Origin of the sequence: Acinetobacter sp. ANC 3832 (genome assembly GCF_002135415.1) — a bacterium.
Lineage (GTDB): Bacteria > Pseudomonadota > Gammaproteobacteria > Pseudomonadales > Moraxellaceae > Acinetobacter.
This window is the reverse complement of the sequence record NZ_NEGJ01000004.1, coordinates 67,155-92,358: the sequence shown is the minus strand read 5'-3', so window position 1 is coordinate 92,358 and position 25,204 is coordinate 67,155. Positions and strand designations below refer to the sequence as shown.

Below are 25,204 nucleotides of genomic sequence, written 5' to 3'. Positions count from 1 at the left end.
GAGTAAAGTGTCATTATTATTTCAACCGATTCAGTTTGGTTCTTTAACATTAAATAATAAAATTGTGATTGCACCGATGTGTCAATATTCAGCAACTGAGGTTGGTGAAGTAACCTATTGGCATGAACAACAATGGGCGAATTATGCATTATCAGGTGCAGGGCTTTGTATTGTTGAAGCAACGGCTGTGCAGGCTCAAGGGCGAATTAGCTATACAGATGTTGGGTTATGGAATGATACGCAAAGAGATCAAATTAAAGCATTATTGGCGAAAGTAAGAACGCTTTCACCGATGCCTTTTGCTGTGCAATTGGCACATGCAGGGCGTAAAGCTTCAACCGATAAACCGTGGGAAGGTAAGGGGCAAATTGCACCAAATGAAGCCTTGGGTTGGCAGACGGTATCAGCCAGTGAAATTGCTTTTAACCCAACAGACCATGTACCACATGCATTGAGTAAAGCTGAAATTCAAAAGGTGATTGCAGACTTCGCAAGCGCTGCAAAACGTGCAGTGGATGCAGGTTTTCAGTTAATCGAAATTCATGGTGCGCATGGTTATTTGTTGCATCAATTTATGTCGCCATTATCGAATCATCGTGAAGATGAATATGGTGGTAGTTTTGAAAACCGTATTCGATTAACGCTAGAAGTTTTTCAAGCCATCAAGCATGCTGTTCCTGAAGATTATCCAGTGGGGATTCGAATTTCTGCAACGGATTGGATGGATCATCAAGATGCATGGAATCTAGAATCCAGTGTGGGTTTAGCAAAAGCTTTAGAACAGTTAGGTGCTGTCTATATTCATGTATCTTCAGGTGGATTGCATGTTCAACAAGACATTAAAATTGGTGCTAACTACCAAGTGCCTTTTGCAAAAGTGATTAAAGAAAATGTGAATGTTCCTGTGATTACCGTGGGATTAATTACTGAGGTAGAACAAGCAGAACAGATTCTGCAAGAGGGTGAAGCAGATGCTATTGGGTTAGCCCGAGCAATGTTATATGACCCACGCTGGCCTTGGCATGCTGCTGCTCAATTAGGTGAAAACATTGCAATTGCACCGCAATATCTCCGTTGCCAACCGCATGGGCTAAAAGCACTTTTTAAAGCTTATACATAAGACTATTCATTTAAAGTATTTAAGTTTCGCAGAAATACACATTAGGATGTATTTCTGTACAACTCATTTTGCCCAAACGAAGGGAAGCGAAGCATGCTATTTGCGGTAATATTACCCATTTTTATGTTGTTGTTTTTAGGTTACTTGAGTGTCAAAATTCATTTAATCACAAAAGAACAAATTCATGCGCTCAGTGCTTTTATTATCAAAATTGCTTTACCCGCTTTAATCTTTTATGCATTGGCTTCGAAAGATTTACATGAAATTTGGTATCCCGAATACTTCGTGGTCTATGCAGGAATCACCATCACTTTATTTACTTTAGCTTATTTTATCGCTTTAAAAGTATTTAAAAATACTGCAACAGAATCATCCGTATTGTCGATGGGTGCTTCAATGTCGAATACAGGGTTGATTGGTACAGCAGTATTAACATTATTAATGGGGCATCAAGCAACCATTTATATTTCATTGGTCTTGATTATTGAAAGCGTACTTGTTGTTCCTGCTGTTTTAGTTTTGGCTGAATTGAGCTTACAAAAGAATTTAAATATCAGCGCAGTCATCCAAAAAACCATCAAGACATTGTTGAAGAACCCGTTATTTTTAGCTGTGGTTTTTGGGATTAGTTGTGCAATTTTTGAAATTCATTTACCCGAACAATTGAATCAAGTTTTGGCTTTATTGGGACAAACAGCATCACCTTTAGCTCTGTTTGCGATTGGTGGGGGAGTTGTCGGATTAAGCATTCAATATATTAATTTACAAACCTTGTACTTGGTTTTTTCTAAAAACTTATTGATGCCTTTATGTGTGTTCTTTGGTTTATCGACCTTTACTCAGGTCAGCCAAGAAATGCTCTACGCAGGAACACTTATTGCAGCTTTACCAATGCCTTCTATCTTTGGGATTTTTGGACAAATGTATGGGTTAAATGAGAAAGCACTGACGCCGTTATTATTAAGTACGATTGTTGGTTTTATTGTGATTAGTTGCTTAATTACGGTTTGGTGGTAAAAAAATACTCTCCGAAGAGAGTATTTAAAAAAGAATAGAATTATTTTTTAGCTGGCGTTTTTGCTTTTTCTGTAATGAGTTTATTCACAGCATCTAAAGACTCTTTCGCACGAGGGATATTATCTTTTGCAAGAGCTGTATAGATTTTTTTAGCTTCAGGTAGATTTTGTTGCACGATATTGCCATTAACCATCATGTTTGCGACAGCCATTAATGCAGGAATATAACCTTTCTTGGCTAAGTCTTGAATGGCATTCAAACCTTGTTTGATGGATGCTTCATTTTTGGTTTTGAAGCCAACCGTAATATCGTAAAGTGCTTTAGCATGAATGGCTGGGAAACTGCCTTTTTTCACTAAAGGATCTAATTTCTGTAAGCCTTTTTTATCAGATTCAGGTTTATTTTCTGAGAATAATAAAACAGCCAACTCTACTGTTGCATCATCAAAACCTTGAGCAGAGGCTTTTTCTAGATATTCACGAGATTTTTTTTCATCTTTAGCCAGACCTAATTGTCCAGTTGCATAACTTTGCGCAAGGACATAGCTCGCAACAGGATAGCCCTTACTTGCTGAATCTTGATAATACTGCAACGCTTTTTTATCATCTTTTGCAGTTCCTTGTCCCATTTGAGTTAAGAAACCAAGATTATAAAGCGCTTGGGCATTACCCGCTTTTCCCATTTTATCCAGTTCTTGATATGCCGCTGTGAAGTTCTTGGCTTTGATTAAGTCTTGAACCTGAGCAAATGCAGGATCCATATTCGCTTGTGGTGCATCAGCCGCAAAAACAGTTGCACAAGAAAGAGAAAGAAGTGCAGCAACGAGAAGTTTTTTCATATTGTTTGAGTACCTTGTTTTAACTTCAACATAATTCCATTTATGTAAGAGAAAAATGTTATTTGACTGGTTTTATCATAATTTGATTTTTGTGAATGTAAACATATCAATTGTATAAGATGATGTATTTATGTCGTATTCTCTTAAAAAATGTGAGTCATTAAGAACATTTTAGTCTATTAGATGTTTCTCGTACCCATCAACAATATTCGGCTTTTTGCATAAGTCTTGATAACTTTAAAAATTTTCCTCTAACCAAGAAATAAAAGGCTTTATATAAAAAGCCTTTTAATGTGAACAAAGTTTTGAGTGATAGTTTTATGGAACGGCTTTAAGCAGTAACTCTATTTCACCTGCGCTTCGTGCACCAGAAACTCGACTGCCATCTTTTAAGAAGAAGGTCGGTGTGCCATCAACGTCTAAAGTCTTGGCAAGTTGAATATTTTTTTCAATCGGTGTTGTACAACTGGTCACTTTTGCAGGTGTTTTTTTCTTTAAAAGATAATCTTGCCAAGTTTGATATTGATTTTTAGCACACCAAATTTGCTCTGCGACAGTCGCCGCATTGGGATGCAAACGAGTAATTGGATATAAAAAGAGATAAATCGTGACATTATTGACTTGAGTCAGCTCTTTTTCTAATTGATGGCAATAAGGGCAGTCAGGGTCACTAAAAATATAAAGAACACGTTCTCCATTGCCTTTAACATGCTTAATGGCTTGGTCTAAAGGTAGTTTTTTTACATCAATCGCTGTTAAAGCACGTTCACGTTCTTCTGTTAGGTTTTTTTGTTCTTTAAGATCAATGAGATTTCCAACAAAGAAATACTTTGCATCCTCATTGGTATAGACAATACGTCCGCCCATGTAAACTTCATAAATATCTTTAACAGGAGAGTTGGTAACAGATTTCACAGGAATGCTCGGAAAGTTCTTTTTTAGATTCTGTTCCACTGTTTGAATATTTGCATGTGCAGTCGTCAAAGTGAATAAGCTGAAGGATAGGGCTGTGAACCAAGTTTTCATAATGAAACTCTAAATTTGATCTTTATTATATTGAATAAATGTGGCTTAAAAATATATGCAAATGATGTAATTCATGCCCATTATTTACCAACTTCCAGATGCTCTACCACCAGAGCTAGAGTCGCCCACTACTAGAAAAAGAGCTACGACTAGATGATGAGCTTGAGCCGTTAATGATAATCTTTATATTATATTTTCCGTAATTTGGATAATTCAACCATTTTAAACATTCAAGTGGGTAACACTTTTTTACAGCATGTAAAATGGTGAAAAGAAACAGATCACTTGAACTGAATTAATGTCTTAAAAATTTATCACAGACTTTGCTTTGCTTTCATCGCAATATTTGTTTAAATCCTTTTTGATTTTCATCGTGAGTAGAACCATGTTCGTTAAAGGCATTAAACGTAATTATTTGAAAGTTCTTGAGGATGAATCAATTGCCGATGAAGATAAAATTGATGCTTTGCTGATGAAGCTTGGTGCTGAGTTTTTAGTCAGTAAAGATGACCGTGTTTATATTTTTGAAAAAGATGGTCAAACTGCAAAATTTGATGCAAAACATGCACGTGCTTACCATTTTAAAGATTATCTTGTCAAAGACATGAACAAGTTGTTTCATGGGTTTTGATTTAAATTTATTTTAAATTAAGTCAATGAATATGATGATTTAACATAAGGTTATAGAATTAATCGAGATGATTTTGCATGGATTGTTTGAGTATCTCGATTAAATCTTCATCCATATATTGATAGTCATCTGAAATATCTAAAACAATAATTTTCTTATGTAACAGTTCTTTATGGAATTTTTCTTTCATCCATATTTTATATTTTTGTTCCATCACACAAATACAATCCGCCCATGCAATATCTTTCACCGTTAAGGTATGTTTTGCATGGCGACTTGTACCCGCAGAACGGGTGTGAATGCCATAACCCACTGAAAAGTAATTATTCCCTTGCGTGGCAGTGCCACTCAGGACTGCGCCATTGATTACGGCTACAGATAAATAAGTAGTTAATACGAATTCCTTAAAATTTTATTGTTGATTAAGATTATTGATTGAGAGTTTTGATATATCTGAATATTTTTAGATTCAACGCATTTGACTATGTACTATTAATTTAAATTATATAACATAAAACTAAGTTGTTTTTCATAAGATGAGTCGACAAGGATCCTAAAGATGATAAAAGCACTGTCAATTTTATTCATAAGTTTAGTGTGTTCAACGGCTATTTTAGCAGGGCAACCAAATCTTGTGCCTCATCAAATAAACTTGAAAAATGGAAAGAAATTTTCATTAAATCTTCCTGAAAATTACGAAATCATTCCTGCGGTTGAAGGTTTAAAACGCGTACGGTTTTTCGCTAAAGCACCTGATGGCAGAATGTTTGTTACAGATATGCATGATTTATCGGATAACGTAAAAGGCACTGTTTATATTTTAGATGAATGGAATCCTGAAACGGGGAAATTCGGAAAAACAATTCCTTATATGACGGGCTTGAAGAATCCTAATTCAGTGCAATTTTATACAGATTCTTCAGGGCAAGATTGGTTATATATAGCTGAAACGCATCAACTTACTCGACGAAAATTTACCCAAGGTGAAGTTAAGTCAACGAGTAAAGCTGAAGTTTTAACGACTTTTCCTGATTATGGTTTAAGTTATAAATATGGGGGGTGGCATCTGACACGGACAATCGCAGTCGGTGGAAATGGAAAAATTTATATTTCAGTTGGCTCAAGTTGCAATGCTTGTATCGAGAAAGAAAAAGTTCGAGCGACAGTGTTAGAAATGAATCCTGATGGCTCGGAACAAAAGATTTTCGCTACAGGTTTACGCAATGCCGTGGGTTTGAAATGGGTGGGTAAATTTTTATTTACCACCAATCAAGGTGCAGACCATTTAGGAAAGAACAAGCCAGATGAAACTTTTTATGCGCTGAAACGTGATACAGATTATGGCTGGCCGTCGTGTTATTCGTCGAATGGAAAAGTTTTTGCAGATCCAAAATTCAAACGTCCGTCAGGCTGTAAAAATGTAGCATCGCCTTATGCTTATTTTCCATCACATTCATCTGCACTTGGTTTTGATTATTTTGATGATCCAAACACAGATGATGTGATTAAAAATTCTTTTTTAGTGGCTTTACATGGTTCAACCGATGAAGCGATTGGGCATGGTTATAAAATCGCGATTATGCGTAAAGGACAAAAGCTACAGACATTTATGGATGGGTTTTTAGTCGGTAAAACGGTAAATGGGCGACCAGCAGATATTTACCGTATTGATGCAAATTCGTTTTATTTTTCAGATGATCGGGCAGGTGTAATTTATTATGTGAGGCAGAAGAAACCTTCCTAAATTTTGAGTCTTTATAAAAATTTAGGAGAAATTAAAAATATAAATTATTGATAGGTTGGTTTGTTGAGCAGATGTATTTTATGTTTATTCGACTATGAATTTAGATGAGTGGTTATTGATAAAAAAGCATAAATAAAATTAAGGATTTATGTTCTCATAATTTATAGGGTATTTTTATTTAAAAATACCCTATAAATTATGTATTAAGTTAATCGTACTTTTTTGTATTAATAAATTCTTCTAATTGATTGAGATCAGGAACACCTGAAATTCGGTGACCTAATGAGTTGAAAATAGTTGGAGTCAAAGCAATTTTATGTAGTTTTGCTAATTCCATATTTTTATCAATTGGATTTATACAAGACATTGAATTATTCTGAGGTTTTTGTTGTTCAATAAGATAGCTTTTCCATACTTTTAATGGTTCTTTTGAACACCAAATTTTCTTTGCGGTTTCGACAGCTGTTGGATGAAGATGGGTTAATGCAAAAGGAAAAGTATAAATTGTAATATCATCTACATCTTCTAATTCAGATTGAAGTAATTGGCAAGCAGGGCAATCTGGATCTGAAAATACATATAGAAGACGTTTACCATTTCCTTTAATTTCTTTAAAAGCTTGAGCAACAGGTAGTTGTTTAGGATTAATTGAATAATGGCTTTGATAAACAGCCTCAGTGATATTTAAATCCGTTTTTAAGTCGATAATATCTCCTTGAATTAAATAGCGACTAGATGCATCGATTAAAAATGATCCACGTGGATTTGATAAAATATATATATTATCAATAGGAGTTTTGTCGATAAACTCAGGTTTCATTTTTAGGGGAAATGATTGAGCCATATTTTTGATGCTTTCTGTATTTGCCAAGCTCATTTGATTGCAGAGTAATGATACAAAAATTGATATTAGTATTTGTGATTTCTTCATTTTCAGTTTCAAGATATTTTTATTAATTATTAACTAAATTAGCGGTGCAAAACAATAAAATATTTTTTCATTCATAAAAAAGCCCCTAAACTTAGAGGCTAATGTATCACAACATTTTAAAAATTATAGTGTTACTGCTGTCTCGCCACATCACCATTCAAATATTCAGGCAAATCTAAGACCGTTAAACTGAGCTCTTCAAGCGCTGCAGGTTTCGCCACAACCAACGCTTTATACGTATCATCCAAAGTAATACTATTCACGACTTGTACACTATTGTTCAATTGCGTTGCAGGTGCAGGAACATCGCCACCTCCAAGCACCAAATGCAACCATGCTTTCGGTTTTGCCTTAAACCAAAGACGAGCAATAATTTCCTGACCGATATAACAACCCTTATCGTAATGTACGCCTTCACGCTGATGCAAACGTAATTCCTGAGGTTGGAATAACTCCGCAGTACTTGCAGAAATCCAAGCTTGACCTGCATCAATCGCTTGCAGTTGCCACGCAGTTACATCTGTTTCAGCAGTAGCAAAATCAGTTGTATCCCCATTGATGGTTGGGAAAACCTGAGCATCCTGTTCCAGTTTCATCTTAGAAAATGCACCAAATTTTTTAATATGCTTGGCAAATTCTTCTGCTTGGTCTTCAGTGGTGACAATCACGAAATGTTCAGGATTAAGTTTTTTTATCCATAAACCAAACTGAATACGACCTTTTAAACTACAAATAGCCGTGTAGCGCGTGATATTTTCAGGCAAAGCCTCAGCGTTTAAGGTCACTTGCCCTTGTAAAAATTTTTGTGCATCCACACCAATTAAAGTGAATGAGGAGAAAGCTAGACCGCTCATAAGATACTCACTTGTTTCAAATCTAATACTAAAGAATGAATCCGATTTTCCACTATTTTTCAAAAAAAATCAGTTTTAGTGCAAATAATTCAAAGAAGTTGTTACTGAATGTTTCTAAAACCCCTGTTTTTATATCTAAGTATATGAAATATAAACGATTTGGGAAATGGCTTTTCAGCAGTGTACTATGCCAATCATTAGACCCGCAGTAATAAATGATGCAAGAGGCACGAACCCAATGAATAACAATTACCGCAAAGCACTGCAAAACACCCAGCTCGAATATTTTGATGTGCGTCAAGCCATTGAAGATATCCAGCCAGGCGCTTATGCAAAACTTCCATATACTTCAAAAGTACTTGCAGAACAATTGGTTCGCCGTTGCGACCCTGCAATTTTAGAACAATCTTTAAAAGAACTGATTAACCGTAAACAAGACCACGACTTCCCTTGGTATCCTGCACGTGTAGTGTGTCATGACATCCTTGGTCAAACAGCATTGGTTGACCTTGCAGGTCTGCGTGATGCAATTGCAGAGCAAGGCGGTGACCCATCTAAAGTCAATCCTGTCGTTCCAACACAGCTGATCGTAGACCATTCTTTAGCAGTGGAGTTTGGTGGTTCTGATCCTGACGCTTTTGAGAAAAATCGTGCGATTGAAGACCGTCGTAATGAAGACCGTTTCCACTTTATCGAATGGACGAAAACAGCCTTTGAAAATGTGGATGTTATTCCTGCGGGCAACGGCATCATGCATCAAATTAACTTGGAAAAAATGTCACCTGTGATTCAAAACCGTGGTGGTATTGCGTATCCAGATACCTGTGTCGGTACAGATTCACATACGCCACATACGGATGCACTCGGTGTCATTTCGATTGGTGTCGGTGGTTTAGAAGCTGAAAATGTAATGTTAGGTCGTGCGTCTTGGATGCGTCTGCCTGATATTATTGGCGTGGAATTTGTCGGTCAGCGTCAAGCAGGCATTACTGCGACAGACATTGTATTGGCTTTAACTGAATTTTTGCGTAAAGAGCGTGTTGTTGGTGCGTATCTTGAGTTCTTTGGTGAAGGTGCCGACAGCATGTCAGTCGGTGATCGTGCAACGATTTCCAACATGACCCCTGAATATGGCGCAACTGCTGCGATGTTCTATATCGACCAAAACACCATTGATTATTTAACACTGACAGGTCGTGAAGCAGATCAAATTAGACTTGTAGAAACTTATGCCAAAGAAATTGGTCTTTGGGCAAGTGATATGACACAAGCTGAATATCCACGTGTGTTACGTTTCGATTTATCAACGGTGACCCGTAACATTGCAGGGCCATCAAACCCACATGCACGTGTATCTACAAGCGATTTAAAAGCCAAAGGCATTGCAGGTGTCGTTGAACATCGTACCGATGGTTTAATGCCTGATGGTGCGGTGATTATCGCTGCAATTACCTCATGTACCAATACGTCTAATCCACGGAATACCGTTGCGGCAGGCTTGCTTGCACGTAAAGCAAATGAGTTGGGCTTAGAGCGTAAACCTTGGGTGAAATCATCTTTTGCACCGGGTTCTAAAGCGGCGGCTTTGTATTTGGAAGAAGCAGGTGTACTCACTGATTTAGAAAAACTCGGTTTTGGTATTGTTGCTTATGCATGTACCACCTGTAACGGTATGTCGGGTGCGTTAGATCCTAAAATTCAGCAAGAAATTATTGACCGTGATTTGTATGCGACTGCGGTACTTTCGGGTAACCGTAATTTTGATGGTCGTATCCATCCTTATGCAAAACAAGCATTCTTGGCTTCTCCGCCACTTGTCGTTGCCTATGCGATTGCGGGAACGATTCGTTTTGACATTGAAACGGATTCATTGGGGAATGATAAAGATGGCAATCCAATTTACTTAAAAGATATTTGGCCGTCTGATGAAGAAATTGATGCTTTGGTGAAAGTTGCTGTAAAACCTGAGCAATTCAAAAAAATCTACATTCCAATGTTTGATTTGGGCGTGAATGCGAAATCTGAAAGCCCGCTGTATGCTTGGCGTCCGCAAAGTACTTATATCCGTCGTCCGCCATATTGGGAAGGCGCTTTGGCTGCTCCACGTACATTGGCAAATATGCGTCCATTGGCAATTTTGGGTGACAACATCACCACAGATCATTTATCACCATCGAATGCGATTGTCTTAGACAGTGCTTCAGGTGAATATTTGAAAAAAATGGGTGTGCCTGAGGAAGACTTTAATTCATACGCAACGCATCGTGGTGATCACTTAACTACGCAACGCGCGACTTTTGCTAACCCGAAATTGTTTAATGAAATGGTGACACGTACTGATGGTACAGTGAAGCAAGGTTCAAAAGCACGTGTTGAGCCTGAAGGCGAAGTGATGCGTATGTGGGAAGCGATTGAAACCTATATGAATCGTAAGCAACCGTTGATCATTATTGCAGGTAAGGATTATGGTCAGGGTTCGAGCCGTGACTGGGCTGCCAAAGGTGTGCGTCTTGCAGGTGTAGAAGTAATTGTTGCGGAAGGTTTTGAGCGTATTCATCGTACTAACTTAGTCGGTATGGGCGTGTTACCGCTTGAGTTTAAGTCTGGTATTGACCGTAAAACCTTGAAGTTGGATGGTACTGAGTTGTATAGCGTGATTGGTAATATTGCGCCACGTTCTGATTTAACTTTGGTGATTGAACGTGCCACTGAAGACGGTAAAAATGAAGTGGTTGAAGTTGCTGTGACGTGTCGTTTGGATACGGAAGAAGAGGTTCATGTGTATGAAGCAGGCGGTGTGTTGCAACGCTTTGCACAGGATTTTTTGGAAGGGAATGTGGCTTAAGATTTTAAGCTAAAAGTAATTGATTTTGTTGTAAAAAAGCCCTACTGTTAAGTGGGGTTTTTATCCAAGTGAAAATATTTATGAATAATAGAACTATACAAAAAGATCGAGAATTTATTTTAAAAATCAGTGAAGAGTTTTTTTTACAAGACTATATTGTTGGTAAGTTAAATGATTTTGAACGATTTGATATTAAAGGTTGGGAAATTTGGTTACAGGTAGAATTTTACATTTTTTTAAAAAATCATTTAGATATAAAGTCAGTGGATAGAGAGGTTCGTTGTTCAGTTGATGGCAGAAAAAAGACTAAACAAAAATTAGCCATTTTAGATTTTATGATTCATCAAAAACGAAAAACATCATCTATACCTTTAGAGATTAAACAAGATATTAGTTCTACCACTTGTTTGAGACATATGATAAAAGACATAAAAAAATTTGGAAATATCAAATATTCAGGAATTAATACTACACGTACGTTATGGTGCTTAGGTGTGCATGTTGGAGAAGTTAGAGGTGATATAGTTGAAAAATCTGATTATCTCGTTACTACAGAACCAGTATTAGGTACAAATTTTTTTTACACTTTAATATAATACTTATTAAGTCCAGGAGATTTTTTAAGTAGTAATTATAAAAGTCAAGGAATTCTAAAATGATTTTACGTTTATCTTATCGTAATTATGATAATGGAGCATATGGAACAGTTTTTTTTAATAAAACTAATAATAAAGCTATAAAGGTATTTAAGCGAAAAGAATCTAATAGAGATGAGCAAATTAAAAGTACCTTTAAAAGTGAAGTATCAGCATATAATATTGCAATGGAAAATAATAACTTAAAAACTTTCGTTCCTGAATTTTATGGGGAAATTAATGATATAGAGAAAATTTTAGATGAGTATGGAAGCGATATTTCAAAAGAATATTTCCTTAATTTAGCATATGCTATGAAATATATACCTAAAAAATTTGTGAAAAATAATGACTATCGTGTTGATGTAAACCATAAGAATGAGGTTTTTAAATTATTTGATGATGCTGGTATAACGTATGTGAAAGACTCCTCTGTTTCTGTAAAGGAAAATGGGGAAATTGTTTATATAATAGATTTTGCAGTAAATGATCATTCCCCTTAAGTTAAAAATTACTTGGTTTTATTGACTAGATTATGGAACTAAAAATATTACAAAATTAGGAGTAAAAAATGACTATAGAAAAACCAAAACTTCCTAAAATTGAAGGAAAAGTACTTCAAAATAAAACCATTAACATAGAAAAGTTGTTTAAATCATTTTCTGAAATGCCTACAGGTTTCTATTCCGAAGAAAGAATAGATGAACCACCACAAAAGCGTGAAGAGTTGTAAGATATTCAAAGTAAAAAAATATTCGAGGAATCAATGCCCAAAAAATCACCTGAACAAAAAGCCGAAGAAAAAAAACGCTACATTGTGGCAAGTGGTGCATCCAATACAGAAGAACTTGAACCATTTTTAACTGATCCAAATCAGGCGATTCGAGTTATAGCTGCCATGAACCCCGATGCAGATTCAAAAATACTTGATCGCTTTGCAAACGATAAATTTTGGGGTGTACGCATAGAAGTCGTGCATCATACCAATGTCAGCGAAGCAACATTACGCAGATTACTAGAAGCTAAAGTGAGTAAGCGAGGTGTCGTCCATCACGCAGCTTGTGAAAAGTTAGTGGAACGTGGTGTGCTATTTGGCACAGATGGTATGCCATTGGATGTTGATTGAAGATATTGTTTGAAAAATGCTCAATAAATACCTGTCATAAGATATATCAAAACGGATGGAGTAGCTTCATGCCTACCGCAAAAGTTTTTATGACAGGTCGTAGCCAAGCTTTTAATTTACATAAAGAGTTTCGTTTTGAAGCTGTAGAAGTCAAAATCTTTCGCTATGGTAGTCAAGTTATTCTCCAAAAAAACAATCATAATTGAACGATCTAATTTAAAAAAATTAACTTCGTACTTTTATACTAATTTGAGCAAATTTAAGCTTATTTAAATCATTTATTCCAATGATAAAGGGCTTGATCACTTTTATTTCTTCCAATCATACAACACAAATAACGTTTCTCAAGCTTATCTCTATTGCGTATATTACGACACAGTAAAATATTTGAAGTACCCAATGAGTTTTGAAACATCCGCTGAACAAGAACCTCGAGTGAACATAAAGGCGTGGCTCGCCGTGATTGCCGTCGCTTTAGCCATTTTTTCTGTGGTCAGTGCAGAAATGCTCCCAATTGGATTATTGACCCCTATTGCAGAAAGTATGCAGCAACCCTTAGGTCACACCAGTCTAATTATTTCTACGCCCTCCTTAGTCGCTGCCATTGTTGCACCGTGTGTTGTTTTGGTTTTTAACCGCATCAATCGCCGTCAATTACTGCTATTTTTTATGCTGTTATTGTTTATTTCAACACTCGTTTCAGCAATGACACACGCATTTCATTGGCTATTGCTCGCAAGGGTATTATTCGGTATTTCTATGGGCGGTATTTGGGCTTTAGCAGGCAGTCTTGCCGTTCGTTTAATGCCGCCTAAGAAAGTGGGACTTGCCACATCCATTATTTTTAGTGGGATTGCCGCAGCATCTGTATTGGGCATCCCCGCAGGTGTATATCTCGGTGATTTATTTGGATGGCGGATGGCTTTTGTCTGTGTCGCCATCTTAGTGGTTATTGTATTTATCATGCTCTTTTGGTCATTACCGACTTTACCTGTTCAACAAGTAACGACATGGCGCAGCAGTTTAATAGTACTCAAAAACCCCAATATTATCATTGGATTAAGCTTAACCTTATTTATCGTGACAGGGCATTTTGCGGCATATACCTTTATCCGCCCTTTATTACAAGAAATAGCGCATTTTTCTGATGCATCTATTGGGATCTTATTGTTGGTTTATGGGGTTCTAGGCATTCTAGGTAATTTTGTTTTAGGCTTTACAATTCAGAAATTTCTTTGGCAAACCTTATTTAGCATCGCTTTTTTATTAACGATGGTCTTGTTTCTATTTATATTTTTTGGTGATTCCTCCTTTGTAAATATCGGCTTATTTTTAATCTGGGGATTTGCGTATGGTGGTGTTTCAGTTTCCTTAATGACATGGATGATTCGTTCAGCACCTACACAGCTTGAATTAGCTTCTGCATTTAATGTTGCTGTATTTAACCTTTCAATCGGATTAGGCGCTTTTGCTGGTGGGTTAATTTATGACGGTTTAGGGCTTTGGTTGAATCTTGTTTGTGCAAGTGTGCTGACCTGTATCGCCACCACTTTAGTGTTTATAAATCGTAGTAAACAAACTGGAATTTAAAACTTCTTTTTGCTTCATCTAAAAATTAGGGTGGGTTTATATAATCCATTCTTGATAGTCGCTTGCCCAAACGCCATCATCACTTGTCGAAATGGACAATCAATAATCATCATAACCAAGATATACTGCCTAAAAATATCGATAAGATAGAGGCAAAATCATGGTTACAGCTGGCGAAAAACCCGGAACAGGCTTTTATTTCTGTACTCAATGTGGACAACGTGTATTTTTAGAAATTAATACGGATCGTTTACCGCCTTGCCTAAAATGCAATGGGACTGAGTTTAAAAAATAAAATTGCTCAAACAAAATACATCAAACAGACGATTCTGTTTAAACAAAAGCCCTATCACTTGATGGGGCTTTTTGTTAATTTATAAATCATCTAAAAATATAAAAAGCCAGTTAAGGTAAGGAAAGAATTATGGAAACAATATTAGGTTTATGTATAGGCATTGGACTCAGTGCTGCCTGTGGTTTCCGAGTTTTTGTACCTTTACTGGTGATGAGTGTCGCATCACTGATGGGATTATTCGAACCTATGAAAGGCTTTGAATGGTTAGCTATGCCAGCAGTTTGCTTCGGTTTAGCAGTCGCAACACTCTGCGAGATTGGCGCTTATTATATTCCGTGGGTAGACAATGCTTTGGATACTGTGGCAACACCTGCAGCCATGGTTGCAGGAACATTAGCAACCATGGCGGTGAGCAGTGGAGAAATGTCGCAGTTTGCTAGTTGGGCATCCGCGATTATTGTGGGTGGTGGTACAGCAGGTGCTGTACAAATGGGGACAGTTGCGGTTCGTGGTGTATCGACAGCAACAACAGGTGGTATTGCCAATCCTTTAGTCTCTACAGGGGAATGGATCGGGGCAATCATACTTTCCGTTTTGTCTTTTATCGTACCTGTGCTTGTGGTTATTTTTATCGTGTTATTGGTTGTTGTGGTTATCCGTTGGATCAGACGCAAGAAACAAGAGAGTTTAAACCATTCGACTGTCTAAGAAACGAGAAGCATGTACAAGTTGTTGGATCGATAGACGAGCGCCATCATTAATTGAATTTTCAATGTTTAAACTCAGCTCTTGGGCTGAATTTTTTATACGATTAGAGAGTACTTTATTGAAAATTGATGAAATAAAACTCATCTATGGAAAAGACATAAAATTTTAATTGCTTCGATGTATTTCCATCTAAAAGATGGATTAAAAAGCTGAGGAAAATGGAAAGCTAAGACTAAAGATGTATGAAAAATAAGCATGCTTTTGTGGATTAAGTCATGAAAATGGTTTTATGTTTTAAATATTATGCAAATTAAGTTATTTTTAAACAATAGGATAAGTGTTAATAATAAACAACAATATTTAAAACACATGGATCGATGAAACAATGAAAAATTTCGAGATAGAAATTAATTTGCCTGAAGGAAATGGGGCGGAGCAAACAGAAAACTTTGAATCAGAAGATACAAATTTGATTTTACGTAAATTTTTTAATATCAATTGGCGACGTCAGTTATTGAAACAATTACAACAAGCGCAAAGTGAAAGTGCATTTAGTGTCATGAATATTGATACCGAACAATATATCAGTATCAAGCTGAATGCACATAGTACCCAAACTGAACCGCAATTTCACATCGACAGTAATATCGAATTTAGTGTGGTGAATAAAGAGCTTTTAGGATTATGGAAGCGTACTAAAAATTATACGATCATTTATAAAAATTTAAATCAAAGCCAAGTGGTTGAACAGCTTTCACTTTTCTTAGATGGGCACGTCGATTCGATGATTGAGCACTACAAACAACTGCTACATAAAAAGTCGATGCAGGAATATCGTATCGCTTAATTTAAACAATGCATAAGATGCTCTGCATGGATTGGGAGTATCTTATATATTCAATCGTATCATTTCCCAAAAAATAACAATAAATGAGATTAATCATTTTGAAAAATAAAATCACTTTGATGGATACTCATGATAAAAAATCATGATTCTTGGCAGATAAAATAAAAAATCCTCTCATTCTTAGTTTTTACGGAAAAATTTCCTAAAAAAGCTAAAAAATAGACAATCATCGGAAATTAATCCCGCAGGCTTTTCGCTAATATTTACTTCAAGGGTGAAGGGATCGAAAAGAGCAGATTGCTACCAGTTGCGTACAACGTGAGTGTAGTACTTACCCAAAAGGTCTCGATTCGGCTTAGGACGCTATAGATTACCAATTTATAGGCAAAGGGTTAAAACTTACAAAGTTTTAACGGTTGAAGTAAACCAAGTTGTTTTCCCACTCACCCTAAAAAATTTAAAAGAATAATTTAAAAGAATAATTTAAAGTACTTTCTAATAAAAATAAGATTGATATAAATCAAAAAACTGAAATCTAATCCTTACACTTAAACGGATCATTTCCTTAGACCCAAATAACAATAGAGATCAAGTATCTTGCATAAGTGTGGGTAAGTTTTGTATAAAACGCTCTAAGAAAAAATAAAAAGCCATGAGATAAAAGGCTTCATATAAATCAGTGAAAACATGGTGTATCGTGAAAATAGAACTTAAACGTTTATAAGCGATAAGAAAGAGAATGCCATGAACGGAAAAACTGAATGCCATGCATGTGCTGTATGCGGAAAAAGCTTCTCAAATAAAAATTTGATTCCAGCAGATGCAATCCGAGAAGTTGTTAGCCAAGAAATTTTACATGATTATCCAAATTGGTCAGTGCAAGATTATATTTGCCATGCAGACTTAACCAAATATCGTATTCAATATGTGCAGTCCCTATTAAAATCTGAAAAAGGTGAGGTGACAGACCTTGAATATGAAGTGATTAATAGTATGCAACAACATGAACTGATCACTAAAAATGTAGAAACAGAACTTGATCAAAACTGGTCATTTGGGGAAAGATTAGCAGACAAAATTGCAACTTTTGGTGGGAGTTGGGCATTCTTAATTTGCTTTGCCGTATTCTTGGCCATTTGGATTATTGTGAATACTGTGGTGATGGTATCGCGCCCAGCAGATCCCTATCCATTTATCTTATTAAATTTAATTCTCTCATGTTTGGCTGCGATTCAAGCTCCTGTGATTATGATGAGCCAAAACCGCCAAGAAGCCAAAGATCGTTTGCGTTCACAAAATGATTATCAAATTAACTTAAAAGCAGAGCTAGAGATTCGACATTTACATGAAAAGCTAGATCATTTGCTTTCACACCAGTGGGACAGATTGGCGCAAATTCAAGAAATCCAAATTGATCTTCTTGCTGAAATGAGTAAAAAGCATTAGACCTCTTGCAACAGTTCGTAAGTGCATTAGCTTCTCTTGTCATGAAACATCAAAAAACTGTATCAAATAGATTGAATCTGAATTTGCCATATTTTTTCTATATTACATGGATTAAAATCTCAATAAATATGCTTTATTTGAAATAAAAAACCGTAAATTTTGCATAATTGGGAAATAATTCTTTAATTTTTATCTTTATAGAAAATATTTTCTAAAAATGAATGAAATGAGCTTTTCTTAGGGAAATAATTCCGAACAACTTTGGGTAAAGTATATCTCAAGGGTGTGAAAGGGATCGAAAAGAGCAGATGCTACCAGTTGCGTACAACGTGAGTGTAGTACTTACCCAAAAGGTCTCAATTCGGCTTAGGACGCTATAGATTACCAATTTATAGGCTATAAGATTAAAACTTACAAAGTTTTAATAGTTGAAGTAAACCAAGTTGTTTTCCCAAATCACCCTCAAAAAATTGTATATTTAATAAAAGCCTACATATAGAAAATCTTCTAAGAAATTTAAAAATAAATTTTTTTTAATTCAAATCATTAAACATCTTGTATAAGTCAGCTTGTAATCAATATTTGTTTCACAATGGATTCCTCCTCTTTTCTAAAGATGGGACTAGAAAGTTATCTTGAGGTTAACTATCATTCTAAGTTTCGCTTAAAAGTAGAAGGAACATTCAATATTAATCAAATATTATTTCCATGAGAAAGTTTTGTTCGTTTTTGATTTTTTAAGAGAACTATTCAACCTCCTTTCACCGATTAAAATGATGAGATAAGTCACATAATTTTTTTCTTTAGCTAAACTTTAGTATAGAATGGCTAAAAATTAAGCTGATAATAAAAAGGTATGAACAATGCAGTTTCTATTTAATCGTAAAGGGCAACATATTGCTAATCTGATCAATCAGCAACTTCATGCTCCCAATGGGCAAGGCATTGGATATTTTTTAGAAAATGAAGGGATCTTTATCGATTCAAATGGCTACTACTTAGGTGAAGTAGTGTATGAGAACCGTTTGTTATTTAATACGACTTCTGCACTCAAAAATTCTAATTTTGGTGGTCGTGCTATGCATGGCAGTATCGGGAGTTATGGCAATCCCGGTACTTATGGAAATATTGGCGTATCTCCTCATTATCAAGATATTAAAATGCCGTGGATGAAAGCTAAAGTCTGAGTTATTGAGAACATAGATATATTGTGTTCTCAATTTGATAATGCAAAGCCAAAGCCCAAAAATAGGCCTATTTCAATGTAAGAGCTATTCAATTTCTTGCATTGAGCTTTTTACTGTTTCTTCAAATTGAATAGGATTAAAAATATAAACAGAATTGATCTTTTAGAGAGAGAGCCTTCTGACTCAACTGAACAAATAAAGAATTAATCCAGATAAAGCTGGTACAGGTTTTTGATTAAATTTAAAATCAGTCTGTAAACTTTTCTTATCTAATTTAAATTTTTATGTCACGCCAAAATAATTTTGTCTATGCACCACCGCAAGAAGCACTTTTCATTCTTTATGAAGATGATGATCTGGTCGTGATTGAAAAGCCTGCGGGTTTATTGTCTGTACCGGGGCGTTTACCTGAACATCACGACAGTGCTTATTTTCGCGTATTAGAAAAATATCCACATGCAAAAATCACCCATCGTTTAGATATGGCGACATCAGGTATTCTCATGTTTGCCAAGCATCGAAATGCTGAAGTAGCTGTAAGCAAAATGTTTCAAGCTCGAACTGTGAAGAAAAATTATATTGCTTTGGTGCAAGGGAAATTAGAAGGCGAAGGACGTGTCGATGTCCCTTTAATCACAGATTGGGAAAACCGACCGCGTCAAATTGTACATTTTGAATTGGGTAAGCCTGCACAAACCTTATATCAAGCAGTGTCTTATGTTGAGGAAGAAGATATTAGTCGTGTGTTATTAACCCCAATTACGGGGCGTTCACATCAGCTTCGTGTGCATATGCAATATATTGGTCATCCAATTACGGGAGATCAGTTTTATCATTCTGATTATAAAAATACGCCTTTAAAACGTATGGCATTGCATGCAAGTTATTTGGCATTTAAGCAACCCTTGAGTGGGGCTGATGTTGAAATTAAGGGGAATGTACCTTTTTAACTCAACCTAAAACAGCGGACTAGGTTAATATACTGACTGTATTTATGAATAGCACTGCTTTGGAATAATGATATGAATTCACCGATTAAACGTTTATATACTGTAGGCACCAAAGGTAAGGCGAAAGGTGTAACCTTTGAAGCTAAAAAAAACTCATTAGAAAAATTTGTATTAAATATAAAAAAAGTAGCTGATTCAGAGAGCGCAGAAGTAAAACCTAGCAATAAAATCATGGTCGATACTTTAGAGGAAGCTTATGCATTGCTAAAGCAAGAAGGGTATTCATTAAATATGGCAAGTAAAGATGGGCAACGTACTTTATGCGAGTTAAGTAAAATAAAAGTCGAATATTTTTAATCGAACCAAAAGACTCTTGCATAGCGCTTTTCTATTTCTCGTTAAAAGGGAAATATAAAACAGTCGCTCATACGGGTGTAAGATGACTAATGTATACGGAACAGATCTCCAAACTGAAACAAAACTCAGCTAAGCTGTCATATATGCTATAAAGCAACAAAGATAACAAGGAAATTTCCCATGACTCGCAATTTTGAACAATTCCCAGATGACGACAACGGTAACGTACTTTGGCAAATGGCTGAAGATGGTGATGACCTGACTGAACCGCATGAAATTGAATTTTCAATGGCATTCCAAAGTGAAGAGCTTGCAGATAAATGTGCGCTTTATTTACTGAAAGAAGAGCAGAAAATTAGTCTGTTTGAAGATGAAGAGTCTGATACGACTGAATGGATCATTACCGTTTATGTTTATATGGAACCTGAATATTCTGACATCGTAGACTTGGAAGAATGGTTCACTAAAATTGCAGAACAGCATGGCGGTGAATACGATGGTTGGGGTTGCATGGCATATGTTTATGACGACGAAGATGAAGAAGAAGCCGCTGAATAATTTCATCGACTGAAATCTAAAAAAGCATGCTTAAACCGCATGCTTTTTTTATTGAGGTTTTGAGCGAAGTATCTTATTGAGTTCTATAATTTAAGTTTCAATATACTAAAAAAAACAAAAAATGATGGATGACAGCGGTAGACTCAAGATTCGAAAACAATAATGCTTATGGATAAGTTATGAGTAATATAGTCAAAATACATCGTGTGTTTAGTGCTCCCCCTGAACGTGTATATAAAGCCTTTTTAGATCCTGATGCCTTGGTTAAATGGATGGCACCACATGGATTTACTGCAAAAGTACATCATTTAGATGCCAAGGTCGGTGGCACTTATAAAATGTCATTTACCAATTTTTCTACAAGTTCAACGCATGCTTTTGGGGGGACATATGTTGAATTAATTCCGCATCAACTGATTCGTTATACCGACATTTTTGACGATCCGAATTTAACAGGTCAAATTGAAATGACCATTGAGTTGAAAGCGGTTTTAGTTGGTACAGAAGTAAATATCACGCAGTCAGGTTTACCCGATGTTATTCCTGTTGAAGCTTGTTATCTGGGTTGGCAAGAGTCTTTGCAGTTATTGGCTTTATTGGTCAATCCGAGTATTCCTGATCAGTAATAGAATGACATGAAAATTGCCACTAAAAGAATTTATGATGAAGTGTCAGAATTAGATGGAAAGCGGATTTTAGTTGATCGACTTTGGCCTCGTGGAATCAAAAAAGAAAATGCCAAAATCGATCTTTGGCCCAAAGAAATTACGCCTTCCAATGAATTGAGAAAATGGTATCACGAAGATATCGATTCACGTTGGGATGAGTTTCAACAGCGCTATCGTGCTGAATTGAATCAACAGATTGATAAGATCATTGAACTTCGAGATATGGCAAAACAGGAGCAAATTACATTCATGACTTCGGCAAAAATGCAGATCGGAATCATGTGGTTGTACTTAAGCAGTTGATAGAGGAAATCTAATTCTCATCATTTTAGATATCTTATGATTATTCCATACTAATAATATGGTTTTATAGGATATGTAAAATATAAAACTGCTATAGTGTTGTCTTTGCTTTATTTATTTTGAGGGTTTCTTATGTCTTTGCCAAATTGCCCAAAATGCAATTCTGAATATGCGTATGAAGATGGGGAATTATTGATTTGTCCTGAATGTTCACATGAGTGGAAAGACGGTGAGCAAGTCAGTGATGAGCAAATTATTATAAAAGATTCAGTGGGTAATGTTCTGACAGATGGCGATACTGTCACTGTAATTAAAGATCTAAAAATTAAAGGTTCATCTTCAGTGGTCAAAGTTGGAACAAAAGCGAAAAATATTCGCTTACTGACTGATGCCAGTGATGGTCATGATATTGATTGTAAAGTCGATGGTTTTGGCGCAATGAAGCTAAAATCAGAGTTTGTTAAAAAAGCTTAATAAGATTATTTTTAATATTAAAAAAGGTTTTAGATGGAATGATCTAAAGCCTTTTTATTTGCTTATTCGAATAAAATTTTCGATGTAAAATATTAGATTTCTGGCACTAGTCAAAAAGCGAACAAAATTTTAGAAGTGGAAATAATATTTGATTCATATTGAATGTTTCTTCTCCCTCACGGAGAAGGTTAGGATGAGGGTAAATGCTGAACTAAAGACAGTCCTCTCCCTAACTCTTTCTTTAAAAAGCAGAGAGGAAATCCATTGTGAATGAATGTTGATTAAAAGCTGACTTATACAAGAGGCTCATTGATTAAGGAATTTTAGTTGATTATTTTTAAATAAAATTCATACATTTTAATTGAATAAGATGATGATAATTTAAGGCATCGCAGAATGGAAATAAAAATAAGATGAGCTATAAAATCAGCATCGAGCTTTTTCAAGCATTAGACATGATCAAACGTGAATTTGAGTCAAATTCAACTCAACAGATTTTACAGTCTTTTGATCAAATTGATTGGCAGCAACAAATTGCATGGGGTTGTACTGAAGATCAAAATGGTAATTTTCCCTTTTTCCAAATTGAGCAACAACAAACGGGTCGTACGTTTGGTGGTCTATTTGTTGTTTATAGCCATCAAGAATTTAACTTTATGGCACATGCTGAGCTTTATCAGAAGCAACAAAAATCGAGTTTCTTTGGCTTGTTTAAATCGGAAGAATTGCCCAGTTTTGATCATAAAGATCTACCTTTTGATGTATTTAAAACCTGTCTTGAAAACTTTTTACGTGGCAATGATGTAGAAGTTGAGCATTTGATGAAAGGGGAATATCCATCTTATGCTTTTACAGGGGATTTTGATTAATAATAAATATTGACTTACTTTAGAATCACCTTCAAATGGGAAGAGAAATATCAATATCTCTATGAGCTTTATATACAAAAGAATTAACAAAATAAGCTTTAGTAATGGTCAGAAGTGATTTATATTTGACATGGATAGCGTAATTTTTATTCAATAAGGCGCTGAAAATTCATAAAAAACGCAAAACAAATAAGGGGTTAGTTATGTCAGGATGGTATGAAATTAGCAAAGCAAAAGATGGTCAATATCACTTTGTTTTAAAAGCAGGGAATGGCGAAGTTATTCTGACCAGTGAACTTTATAAAGCCAAAGCTTCTGCTCACAATGGCATTGAATCTGTACAAAAAAATAGTCCAGATGATGCTCGCTATGATCGTTTAGAAGCAAAAAATGGTAAACCTTACTTTAATTTAAAAGCAGCAAACCATCAAATCATTGGTACCAGTCAATTCTATGCAAGCGAAAGTGCTCGAGATAATGGAATTGAGTCAGTAAAGAAAAATGGCCCATCAGATAAGATTAAAGATTTAACTGTAGATGCTTAATTTAATATCTAAAATTTAGAACTCAAGCACGTGAATACGTGCTTTTTCTTTTTATAAATTAGGTATCTTAAATAAAGAGATTCTTAATTTTGAGATAAGGTCTTTATTGCTATATTTTTATTCACGAGTAATTTTAGTATTCAAACGATACATTAATTTAAAGAGTTGGAGTGCGTATGTGGGATGAGCGTTATGCTGAAGAGGAATATGCTTATGGGAAACAACCGAATGATTTTCTTGTTGAAAATTTCAAAGTAATTCCAAAAGGAAAAGTACTGAGTCTAGCTGAGGGAGAGGGGCGCAATGCCGTCTTTTTAGCACAGCAAGGTTATGATGTAACGGCTGTTGATGGTTCAAGTGTTGGATTGGAAAAAGCACAAAAATTGGCGCAAGAAAAAGGTGTCAAAATTACAACGATTCAAGCAGATTTAGACAGTTATGAAATTGAAGCCAATACGTGGGATGGTATTATTTCTATTTTCTGTCCATTAACTGAATCTCAACGCCAACGGATTCATCAACAAGTGGTGGCGGGTTTAAAAGAAAATGGCGTGTATTTAATTGAAGCATATACGCCAGAGCAAGTTGAATTAGGCACAGGTGGTGGCAAATCAATAGAAACCATGACCACGAAACAGTCTTTAGAACAAGATCTATCAGCACTTAAATTTTTAAAGTTACATCAAACCATTCGTGAAATTATTGAAGGTAAATATCACACAGGAATAGGTTCAGTGGTTCAAGGTATTGCTGTTAAAATATAAGTTAAATCGACAATATAGATCTTGCATAGCGTTTTGAAACTTTGTCTTTAGGAAAAACCAGATTTAATATCATCCATTAATCTATTTGAAACAAAATGAATTTTTAGATAAGGGTATTTGATATGGAAAAAATTAAAATCACTTTTGGATTATTAATTACCCTTTTTATTATTTGTTGGTTTGCATCTCCGTATTGGATGTTATATCAAATCAATCAAGCGATTAAGAATAATCAAGCAGGAAAAATTTCACAATATATTAATTATCCAGCGGTAAAAAGTAGTTTAAAACCTCAAATTCATCAGCAATTGAATCATAAGTTGGGTTTAGAAAATAGTAAAAACCCATTGGCTGTATATGCTACGAAATTGACTGAAAAGCTAAGTAATCAAGTTGTTGATGTTGCTGTGACACCACAAGCTATTGCCCTTTTATTGCAGGGGAAACAGTTAAAAGAATCCATTGAGATTCCTCAGTTGGATCAAATTCAGATGATCAGGCAGTATTTTCAGCAAGATAATCCATTAATAGCCCCTCAAGCCAGTACGGTACAAAAGAATGTCGTAGAAAACAGTACGCTAGAAAAGAGCACAATAGAGAAGAAGATTCAGAGCAAAGAACATGATTCAAAAATGACAGCACAATATGTCAGTATGAATAGCTTTTCTGTGACAGTACCTGTTGGATCTTTTCAAAAAACACGCTTTATTTTCCAACGCCATCTATTTCACTGGAAAATGGTCGAAATAATTTTAGAATAGATAAATTAAGTTTTAAATATTTTTATAAAACAAAGAATTGAAAACGATGAAATACATATTGTTTCAGATGAAATACAAAAAATAATAATTAATTTAATTAACACTTTGGTTAAAA

29 protein-coding genes and 2 pseudogenes are annotated in these 25,204 nt (G+C 35.4%); 26 read left to right on the top strand and 5 right to left on the bottom strand.

The features are described 5' to 3' along the window. Positions 1–7 precede the first annotated feature (7 nt). Both B9T35_RS07050 and B9T35_RS07045 read left to right on the top strand, forming a co-directional pair. On the top strand, positions 8–1,120 hold the full coding sequence (locus tag B9T35_RS07050) for an NADH:flavin oxidoreductase/NADH oxidase (RefSeq protein ID WP_086190417.1): 1,113 nt from the start codon (positions 8–10) through the stop codon (positions 1,118–1,120). A gap of 93 nt (positions 1,121–1,213) precedes the next feature. Beyond that, positions 1,214–2,137, top strand: a complete 924-nt coding sequence (locus tag B9T35_RS07045; protein ID WP_086190416.1) for an AEC family transporter — start codon at positions 1,214–1,216, stop codon at positions 2,135–2,137. A 40-nt stretch (positions 2,138–2,177) separates the two neighbouring features. Here B9T35_RS07045 and B9T35_RS07040 read toward each other — a convergent pair whose 3' ends face one another. Both B9T35_RS07040 and B9T35_RS07035 read right to left on the bottom strand, forming a co-directional pair. Then, a complete protein-coding gene (locus B9T35_RS07040) occupies positions 2,178–2,975 on the bottom strand; it encodes a tetratricopeptide repeat protein (protein ID WP_086190415.1) in 798 nt (265 codons plus the stop codon). Positions 2,976–3,293: 318 nt separating this feature from the next. Further along, on the bottom strand, positions 3,294–4,001 hold the full coding sequence (locus tag B9T35_RS07035) for a DsbC family protein (protein WP_086190414.1): 708 nt from the start codon (positions 3,999–4,001) through the stop codon (positions 3,294–3,296). Between the two features lie 385 nt (positions 4,002–4,386). On the opposite strand from B9T35_RS07035, the gene B9T35_RS07030 reads away from it, so the two are divergent. Continuing rightward, entirely contained in the window at positions 4,387–4,632 is a 246-nt protein-coding gene (locus B9T35_RS07030; RefSeq protein WP_086190413.1) for a hypothetical protein, read from the top strand. Between the two features lie 58 nt (positions 4,633–4,690). On the opposite strand, the pseudogene B9T35_RS07025 reads toward B9T35_RS07030, so the two are convergent. Then, a pseudogene (locus B9T35_RS07025) lies at positions 4,691–5,027 on the bottom strand (low molecular weight protein tyrosine phosphatase family protein). A 164-nt stretch (positions 5,028–5,191) separates the two neighbouring features. Here B9T35_RS07025 and B9T35_RS07020 point away from each other — a divergent pair. Continuing rightward, on the top strand, positions 5,192–6,376 hold the full coding sequence (locus tag B9T35_RS07020; RefSeq protein WP_086190412.1) for a PQQ-dependent sugar dehydrogenase: 1,185 nt from the start codon (positions 5,192–5,194) through the stop codon (positions 6,374–6,376). A gap of 208 nt (positions 6,377–6,584) precedes the next feature. On the opposite strand, the gene B9T35_RS07015 is transcribed toward B9T35_RS07020, so the two are convergent. Beyond that, positions 6,585–7,307 carry a DsbC family protein gene (locus B9T35_RS07015; RefSeq protein ID WP_086190411.1) on the bottom strand — a complete coding sequence of 241 codons (723 nt, stop codon included), beginning with the start codon at positions 7,305–7,307 and terminating at the stop codon, positions 6,585–6,587. A gap of 131 nt (positions 7,308–7,438) precedes the next feature. After that, positions 7,439–8,161: a YgfZ/GcvT domain-containing protein gene (locus B9T35_RS07010; RefSeq protein ID WP_086190410.1), complete on the bottom strand. Its 723-nt coding sequence runs from the start codon at positions 8,159–8,161 to the stop codon at positions 7,439–7,441. 238 nt (positions 8,162–8,399) lie between these two features. On the opposite strand from B9T35_RS07010, the gene acnD reads away from it, so the two are divergent. The 22 genes and pseudogenes from acnD (at position 8,400) to B9T35_RS06905 (ending at position 25,089) form a co-directional block, all read left to right on the top strand. Beyond that, a complete protein-coding gene (acnD, locus tag B9T35_RS07005; RefSeq protein ID WP_086190409.1) occupies positions 8,400–11,006 on the top strand; it encodes a Fe/S-dependent 2-methylisocitrate dehydratase AcnD in 2,607 nt (868 codons plus the stop codon). An 80-nt stretch (positions 11,007–11,086) separates the two neighbouring features. Beyond that, complete coding sequence (locus B9T35_RS07000; protein WP_086190408.1) at positions 11,087–11,602, top strand: hypothetical protein; 516 nt, start codon at positions 11,087–11,089, stop codon at positions 11,600–11,602. Positions 11,603–11,661: 59 nt separating this feature from the next. After that, on the top strand, positions 11,662–12,144 hold the full coding sequence (locus B9T35_RS06995; RefSeq protein WP_086190407.1) for a hypothetical protein: 483 nt from the start codon (positions 11,662–11,664) through the stop codon (positions 12,142–12,144). 68 nt (positions 12,145–12,212) lie between these two features. Next, the gene (locus B9T35_RS18395; RefSeq protein WP_171264234.1) at positions 12,213–12,374 is read left to right on the top strand and encodes a hypothetical protein; all 162 of its coding nucleotides are present in this window, start codon (positions 12,213–12,215) and stop codon (positions 12,372–12,374) included. A 33-nt stretch (positions 12,375–12,407) separates the two neighbouring features. Further along, positions 12,408–12,767 (top strand): hypothetical protein, encoded by a 360-nt coding sequence (locus B9T35_RS06990; RefSeq protein ID WP_086190406.1) that lies wholly within the window; start codon positions 12,408–12,410, stop codon positions 12,765–12,767. 68 nt (positions 12,768–12,835) lie between these two features. Further along, complete coding sequence (locus tag B9T35_RS06985) at positions 12,836–12,973, top strand: antitoxin (RefSeq protein ID WP_228147097.1); 138 nt, start codon at positions 12,836–12,838, stop codon at positions 12,971–12,973. Between the two features lie 193 nt (positions 12,974–13,166). Continuing rightward, positions 13,167–14,357 (top strand): MFS transporter, encoded by a 1,191-nt coding sequence (locus B9T35_RS06980; protein ID WP_086190405.1) that lies wholly within the window; start codon positions 13,167–13,169, stop codon positions 14,355–14,357. Between the two features lie 160 nt (positions 14,358–14,517). Next, complete coding sequence (locus tag B9T35_RS18555) at positions 14,518–14,652, top strand: zinc ribbon-containing protein (protein WP_086190404.1); 135 nt, start codon at positions 14,518–14,520, stop codon at positions 14,650–14,652. A 129-nt stretch (positions 14,653–14,781) separates the two neighbouring features. Next, the gene (locus tag B9T35_RS06970) at positions 14,782–15,360 is read left to right on the top strand and encodes a DUF4126 domain-containing protein (RefSeq protein WP_086190403.1); all 579 of its coding nucleotides are present in this window, start codon (positions 14,782–14,784) and stop codon (positions 15,358–15,360) included. Positions 15,361–15,745: 385 nt separating this feature from the next. Then, the gene (locus tag B9T35_RS06965; protein WP_086190402.1) at positions 15,746–16,207 is read left to right on the top strand and encodes a hypothetical protein; all 462 of its coding nucleotides are present in this window, start codon (positions 15,746–15,748) and stop codon (positions 16,205–16,207) included. A gap of 744 nt (positions 16,208–16,951) precedes the next feature. After that, positions 16,952–17,653, top strand: a complete 702-nt coding sequence (locus tag B9T35_RS06960) for a DUF1003 domain-containing protein (protein ID WP_086190401.1) — start codon at positions 16,952–16,954, stop codon at positions 17,651–17,653. Between the two features lie 863 nt (positions 17,654–18,516). Beyond that, positions 18,517–18,840, top strand: a complete 324-nt coding sequence (locus B9T35_RS06955) for a hypothetical protein (protein WP_086190400.1) — start codon at positions 18,517–18,519, stop codon at positions 18,838–18,840. A gap of 284 nt (positions 18,841–19,124) precedes the next feature. Next, the gene (locus B9T35_RS06950) at positions 19,125–19,790 is read left to right on the top strand and encodes a pseudouridine synthase (RefSeq protein ID WP_086190399.1); all 666 of its coding nucleotides are present in this window, start codon (positions 19,125–19,127) and stop codon (positions 19,788–19,790) included. A 72-nt stretch (positions 19,791–19,862) separates the two neighbouring features. Then, positions 19,863–20,147: a hypothetical protein gene (locus tag B9T35_RS06945; RefSeq protein WP_086190398.1), complete on the top strand. Its 285-nt coding sequence runs from the start codon at positions 19,863–19,865 to the stop codon at positions 20,145–20,147. A gap of 180 nt (positions 20,148–20,327) precedes the next feature. Next, positions 20,328–20,705 (top strand): ribonuclease E inhibitor RraB, encoded by a 378-nt coding sequence (locus B9T35_RS06940; RefSeq protein WP_086190397.1) that lies wholly within the window; start codon positions 20,328–20,330, stop codon positions 20,703–20,705. A 179-nt stretch (positions 20,706–20,884) separates the two neighbouring features. Beyond that, positions 20,885–21,331 carry an SRPBCC family protein gene (locus B9T35_RS06935; RefSeq protein ID WP_086190396.1) on the top strand — a complete coding sequence of 149 codons (447 nt, stop codon included), beginning with the start codon at positions 20,885–20,887 and terminating at the stop codon, positions 21,329–21,331. Positions 21,332–21,340: 9 nt separating this feature from the next. Further along, positions 21,341–21,690 (top strand): annotated as a pseudogene (locus B9T35_RS06930) (DUF488 domain-containing protein). 118 nt (positions 21,691–21,808) lie between these two features. After that, complete coding sequence (locus B9T35_RS06925) at positions 21,809–22,150, top strand: zinc ribbon domain-containing protein YjdM (protein WP_086190395.1); 342 nt, start codon at positions 21,809–21,811, stop codon at positions 22,148–22,150. Positions 22,151–22,563: 413 nt separating this feature from the next. Beyond that, positions 22,564–23,019, top strand: a complete 456-nt coding sequence (locus B9T35_RS06920; protein ID WP_086190394.1) for a hypothetical protein — start codon at positions 22,564–22,566, stop codon at positions 23,017–23,019. A gap of 203 nt (positions 23,020–23,222) precedes the next feature. Beyond that, positions 23,223–23,564, top strand: coding sequence for a YegP family protein (locus B9T35_RS06915; RefSeq protein ID WP_086190393.1), 342 nt, complete (start codon positions 23,223–23,225; stop codon positions 23,562–23,564). 176 nt (positions 23,565–23,740) lie between these two features. Then, on the top strand, positions 23,741–24,328 hold the full coding sequence (locus B9T35_RS06910; protein ID WP_086190392.1) for a class I SAM-dependent methyltransferase: 588 nt from the start codon (positions 23,741–23,743) through the stop codon (positions 24,326–24,328). Between the two features lie 122 nt (positions 24,329–24,450). Continuing rightward, positions 24,451–25,089: a DUF2939 domain-containing protein gene (locus B9T35_RS06905; protein ID WP_086190391.1), complete on the top strand. Its 639-nt coding sequence runs from the start codon at positions 24,451–24,453 to the stop codon at positions 25,087–25,089. Positions 25,090–25,204 lie beyond the last annotated feature (115 nt).

Bases quoted from the DNA above. Each gene is read 5' to 3' on its own strand.
- B9T35_RS07045 (WP_086190416.1), top strand. From the start codon at position 1,214: ATGCTATTTGCGGTAATATTACCCATTTTTATGTTGTTGTTTTTAGGT.
- B9T35_RS07040 (WP_086190415.1), bottom strand. From the start codon at position 2,975: ATGAAAAAACTTCTCGTTGCTGCACTTCTTTCTCTTTCTTGTGCAACT.
- B9T35_RS07035 (WP_086190414.1), bottom strand. From the start codon at position 4,001: ATGAAAACTTGGTTCACAGCCCTATCCTTCAGCTTATTCACTTTGACG.
- B9T35_RS07030 (WP_086190413.1), top strand. From the start codon at position 4,387: ATGTTCGTTAAAGGCATTAAACGTAATTATTTGAAAGTTCTTGAGGAT.
- B9T35_RS07020 (WP_086190412.1), top strand. From the start codon at position 5,192: ATGATAAAAGCACTGTCAATTTTATTCATAAGTTTAGTGTGTTCAACG.
- B9T35_RS07015 (WP_086190411.1), bottom strand. From the start codon at position 7,307: ATGAAGAAATCACAAATACTAATATCAATTTTTGTATCATTACTCTGC.
- B9T35_RS07010 (WP_086190410.1), bottom strand. From the start codon at position 8,161: ATGAGCGGTCTAGCTTTCTCCTCATTCACTTTAATTGGTGTGGATGCA.
- acnD (WP_086190409.1), top strand. From the start codon at position 8,400: ATGAATAACAATTACCGCAAAGCACTGCAAAACACCCAGCTCGAATAT.
- B9T35_RS07000 (WP_086190408.1), top strand. From the start codon at position 11,087: ATGAATAATAGAACTATACAAAAAGATCGAGAATTTATTTTAAAAATC.
- B9T35_RS06995 (WP_086190407.1), top strand. From the start codon at position 11,662: ATGATTTTACGTTTATCTTATCGTAATTATGATAATGGAGCATATGGA.
- B9T35_RS18395 (WP_171264234.1), top strand. From the start codon at position 12,213: ATGACTATAGAAAAACCAAAACTTCCTAAAATTGAAGGAAAAGTACTT.
- B9T35_RS06990 (WP_086190406.1), top strand. From the start codon at position 12,408: ATGCCCAAAAAATCACCTGAACAAAAAGCCGAAGAAAAAAAACGCTAC.
- B9T35_RS06985 (WP_228147097.1), top strand. From the start codon at position 12,836: ATGCCTACCGCAAAAGTTTTTATGACAGGTCGTAGCCAAGCTTTTAAT.
- B9T35_RS06980 (WP_086190405.1), top strand. From the start codon at position 13,167: ATGAGTTTTGAAACATCCGCTGAACAAGAACCTCGAGTGAACATAAAG.
- B9T35_RS18555 (WP_086190404.1), top strand. From the start codon at position 14,518: ATGGTTACAGCTGGCGAAAAACCCGGAACAGGCTTTTATTTCTGTACT.
- B9T35_RS06970 (WP_086190403.1), top strand. From the start codon at position 14,782: ATGGAAACAATATTAGGTTTATGTATAGGCATTGGACTCAGTGCTGCC.
- B9T35_RS06965 (WP_086190402.1), top strand. From the start codon at position 15,746: ATGAAAAATTTCGAGATAGAAATTAATTTGCCTGAAGGAAATGGGGCG.
- B9T35_RS06960 (WP_086190401.1), top strand. From the start codon at position 16,952: ATGAACGGAAAAACTGAATGCCATGCATGTGCTGTATGCGGAAAAAGC.
- B9T35_RS06955 (WP_086190400.1), top strand. From the start codon at position 18,517: ATGCAGTTTCTATTTAATCGTAAAGGGCAACATATTGCTAATCTGATC.
- B9T35_RS06950 (WP_086190399.1), top strand. From the start codon at position 19,125: ATGTCACGCCAAAATAATTTTGTCTATGCACCACCGCAAGAAGCACTT.
- B9T35_RS06945 (WP_086190398.1), top strand. From the start codon at position 19,863: ATGAATTCACCGATTAAACGTTTATATACTGTAGGCACCAAAGGTAAG.
- B9T35_RS06940 (WP_086190397.1), top strand. From the start codon at position 20,328: ATGACTCGCAATTTTGAACAATTCCCAGATGACGACAACGGTAACGTA.
- B9T35_RS06935 (WP_086190396.1), top strand. From the start codon at position 20,885: ATGAGTAATATAGTCAAAATACATCGTGTGTTTAGTGCTCCCCCTGAA.
- B9T35_RS06925 (WP_086190395.1), top strand. From the start codon at position 21,809: ATGTCTTTGCCAAATTGCCCAAAATGCAATTCTGAATATGCGTATGAA.
- B9T35_RS06920 (WP_086190394.1), top strand. From the start codon at position 22,564: ATGAGCTATAAAATCAGCATCGAGCTTTTTCAAGCATTAGACATGATC.
- B9T35_RS06915 (WP_086190393.1), top strand. From the start codon at position 23,223: ATGTCAGGATGGTATGAAATTAGCAAAGCAAAAGATGGTCAATATCAC.
- B9T35_RS06910 (WP_086190392.1), top strand. From the start codon at position 23,741: ATGTGGGATGAGCGTTATGCTGAAGAGGAATATGCTTATGGGAAACAA.
- B9T35_RS06905 (WP_086190391.1), top strand. From the start codon at position 24,451: ATGGAAAAAATTAAAATCACTTTTGGATTATTAATTACCCTTTTTATT.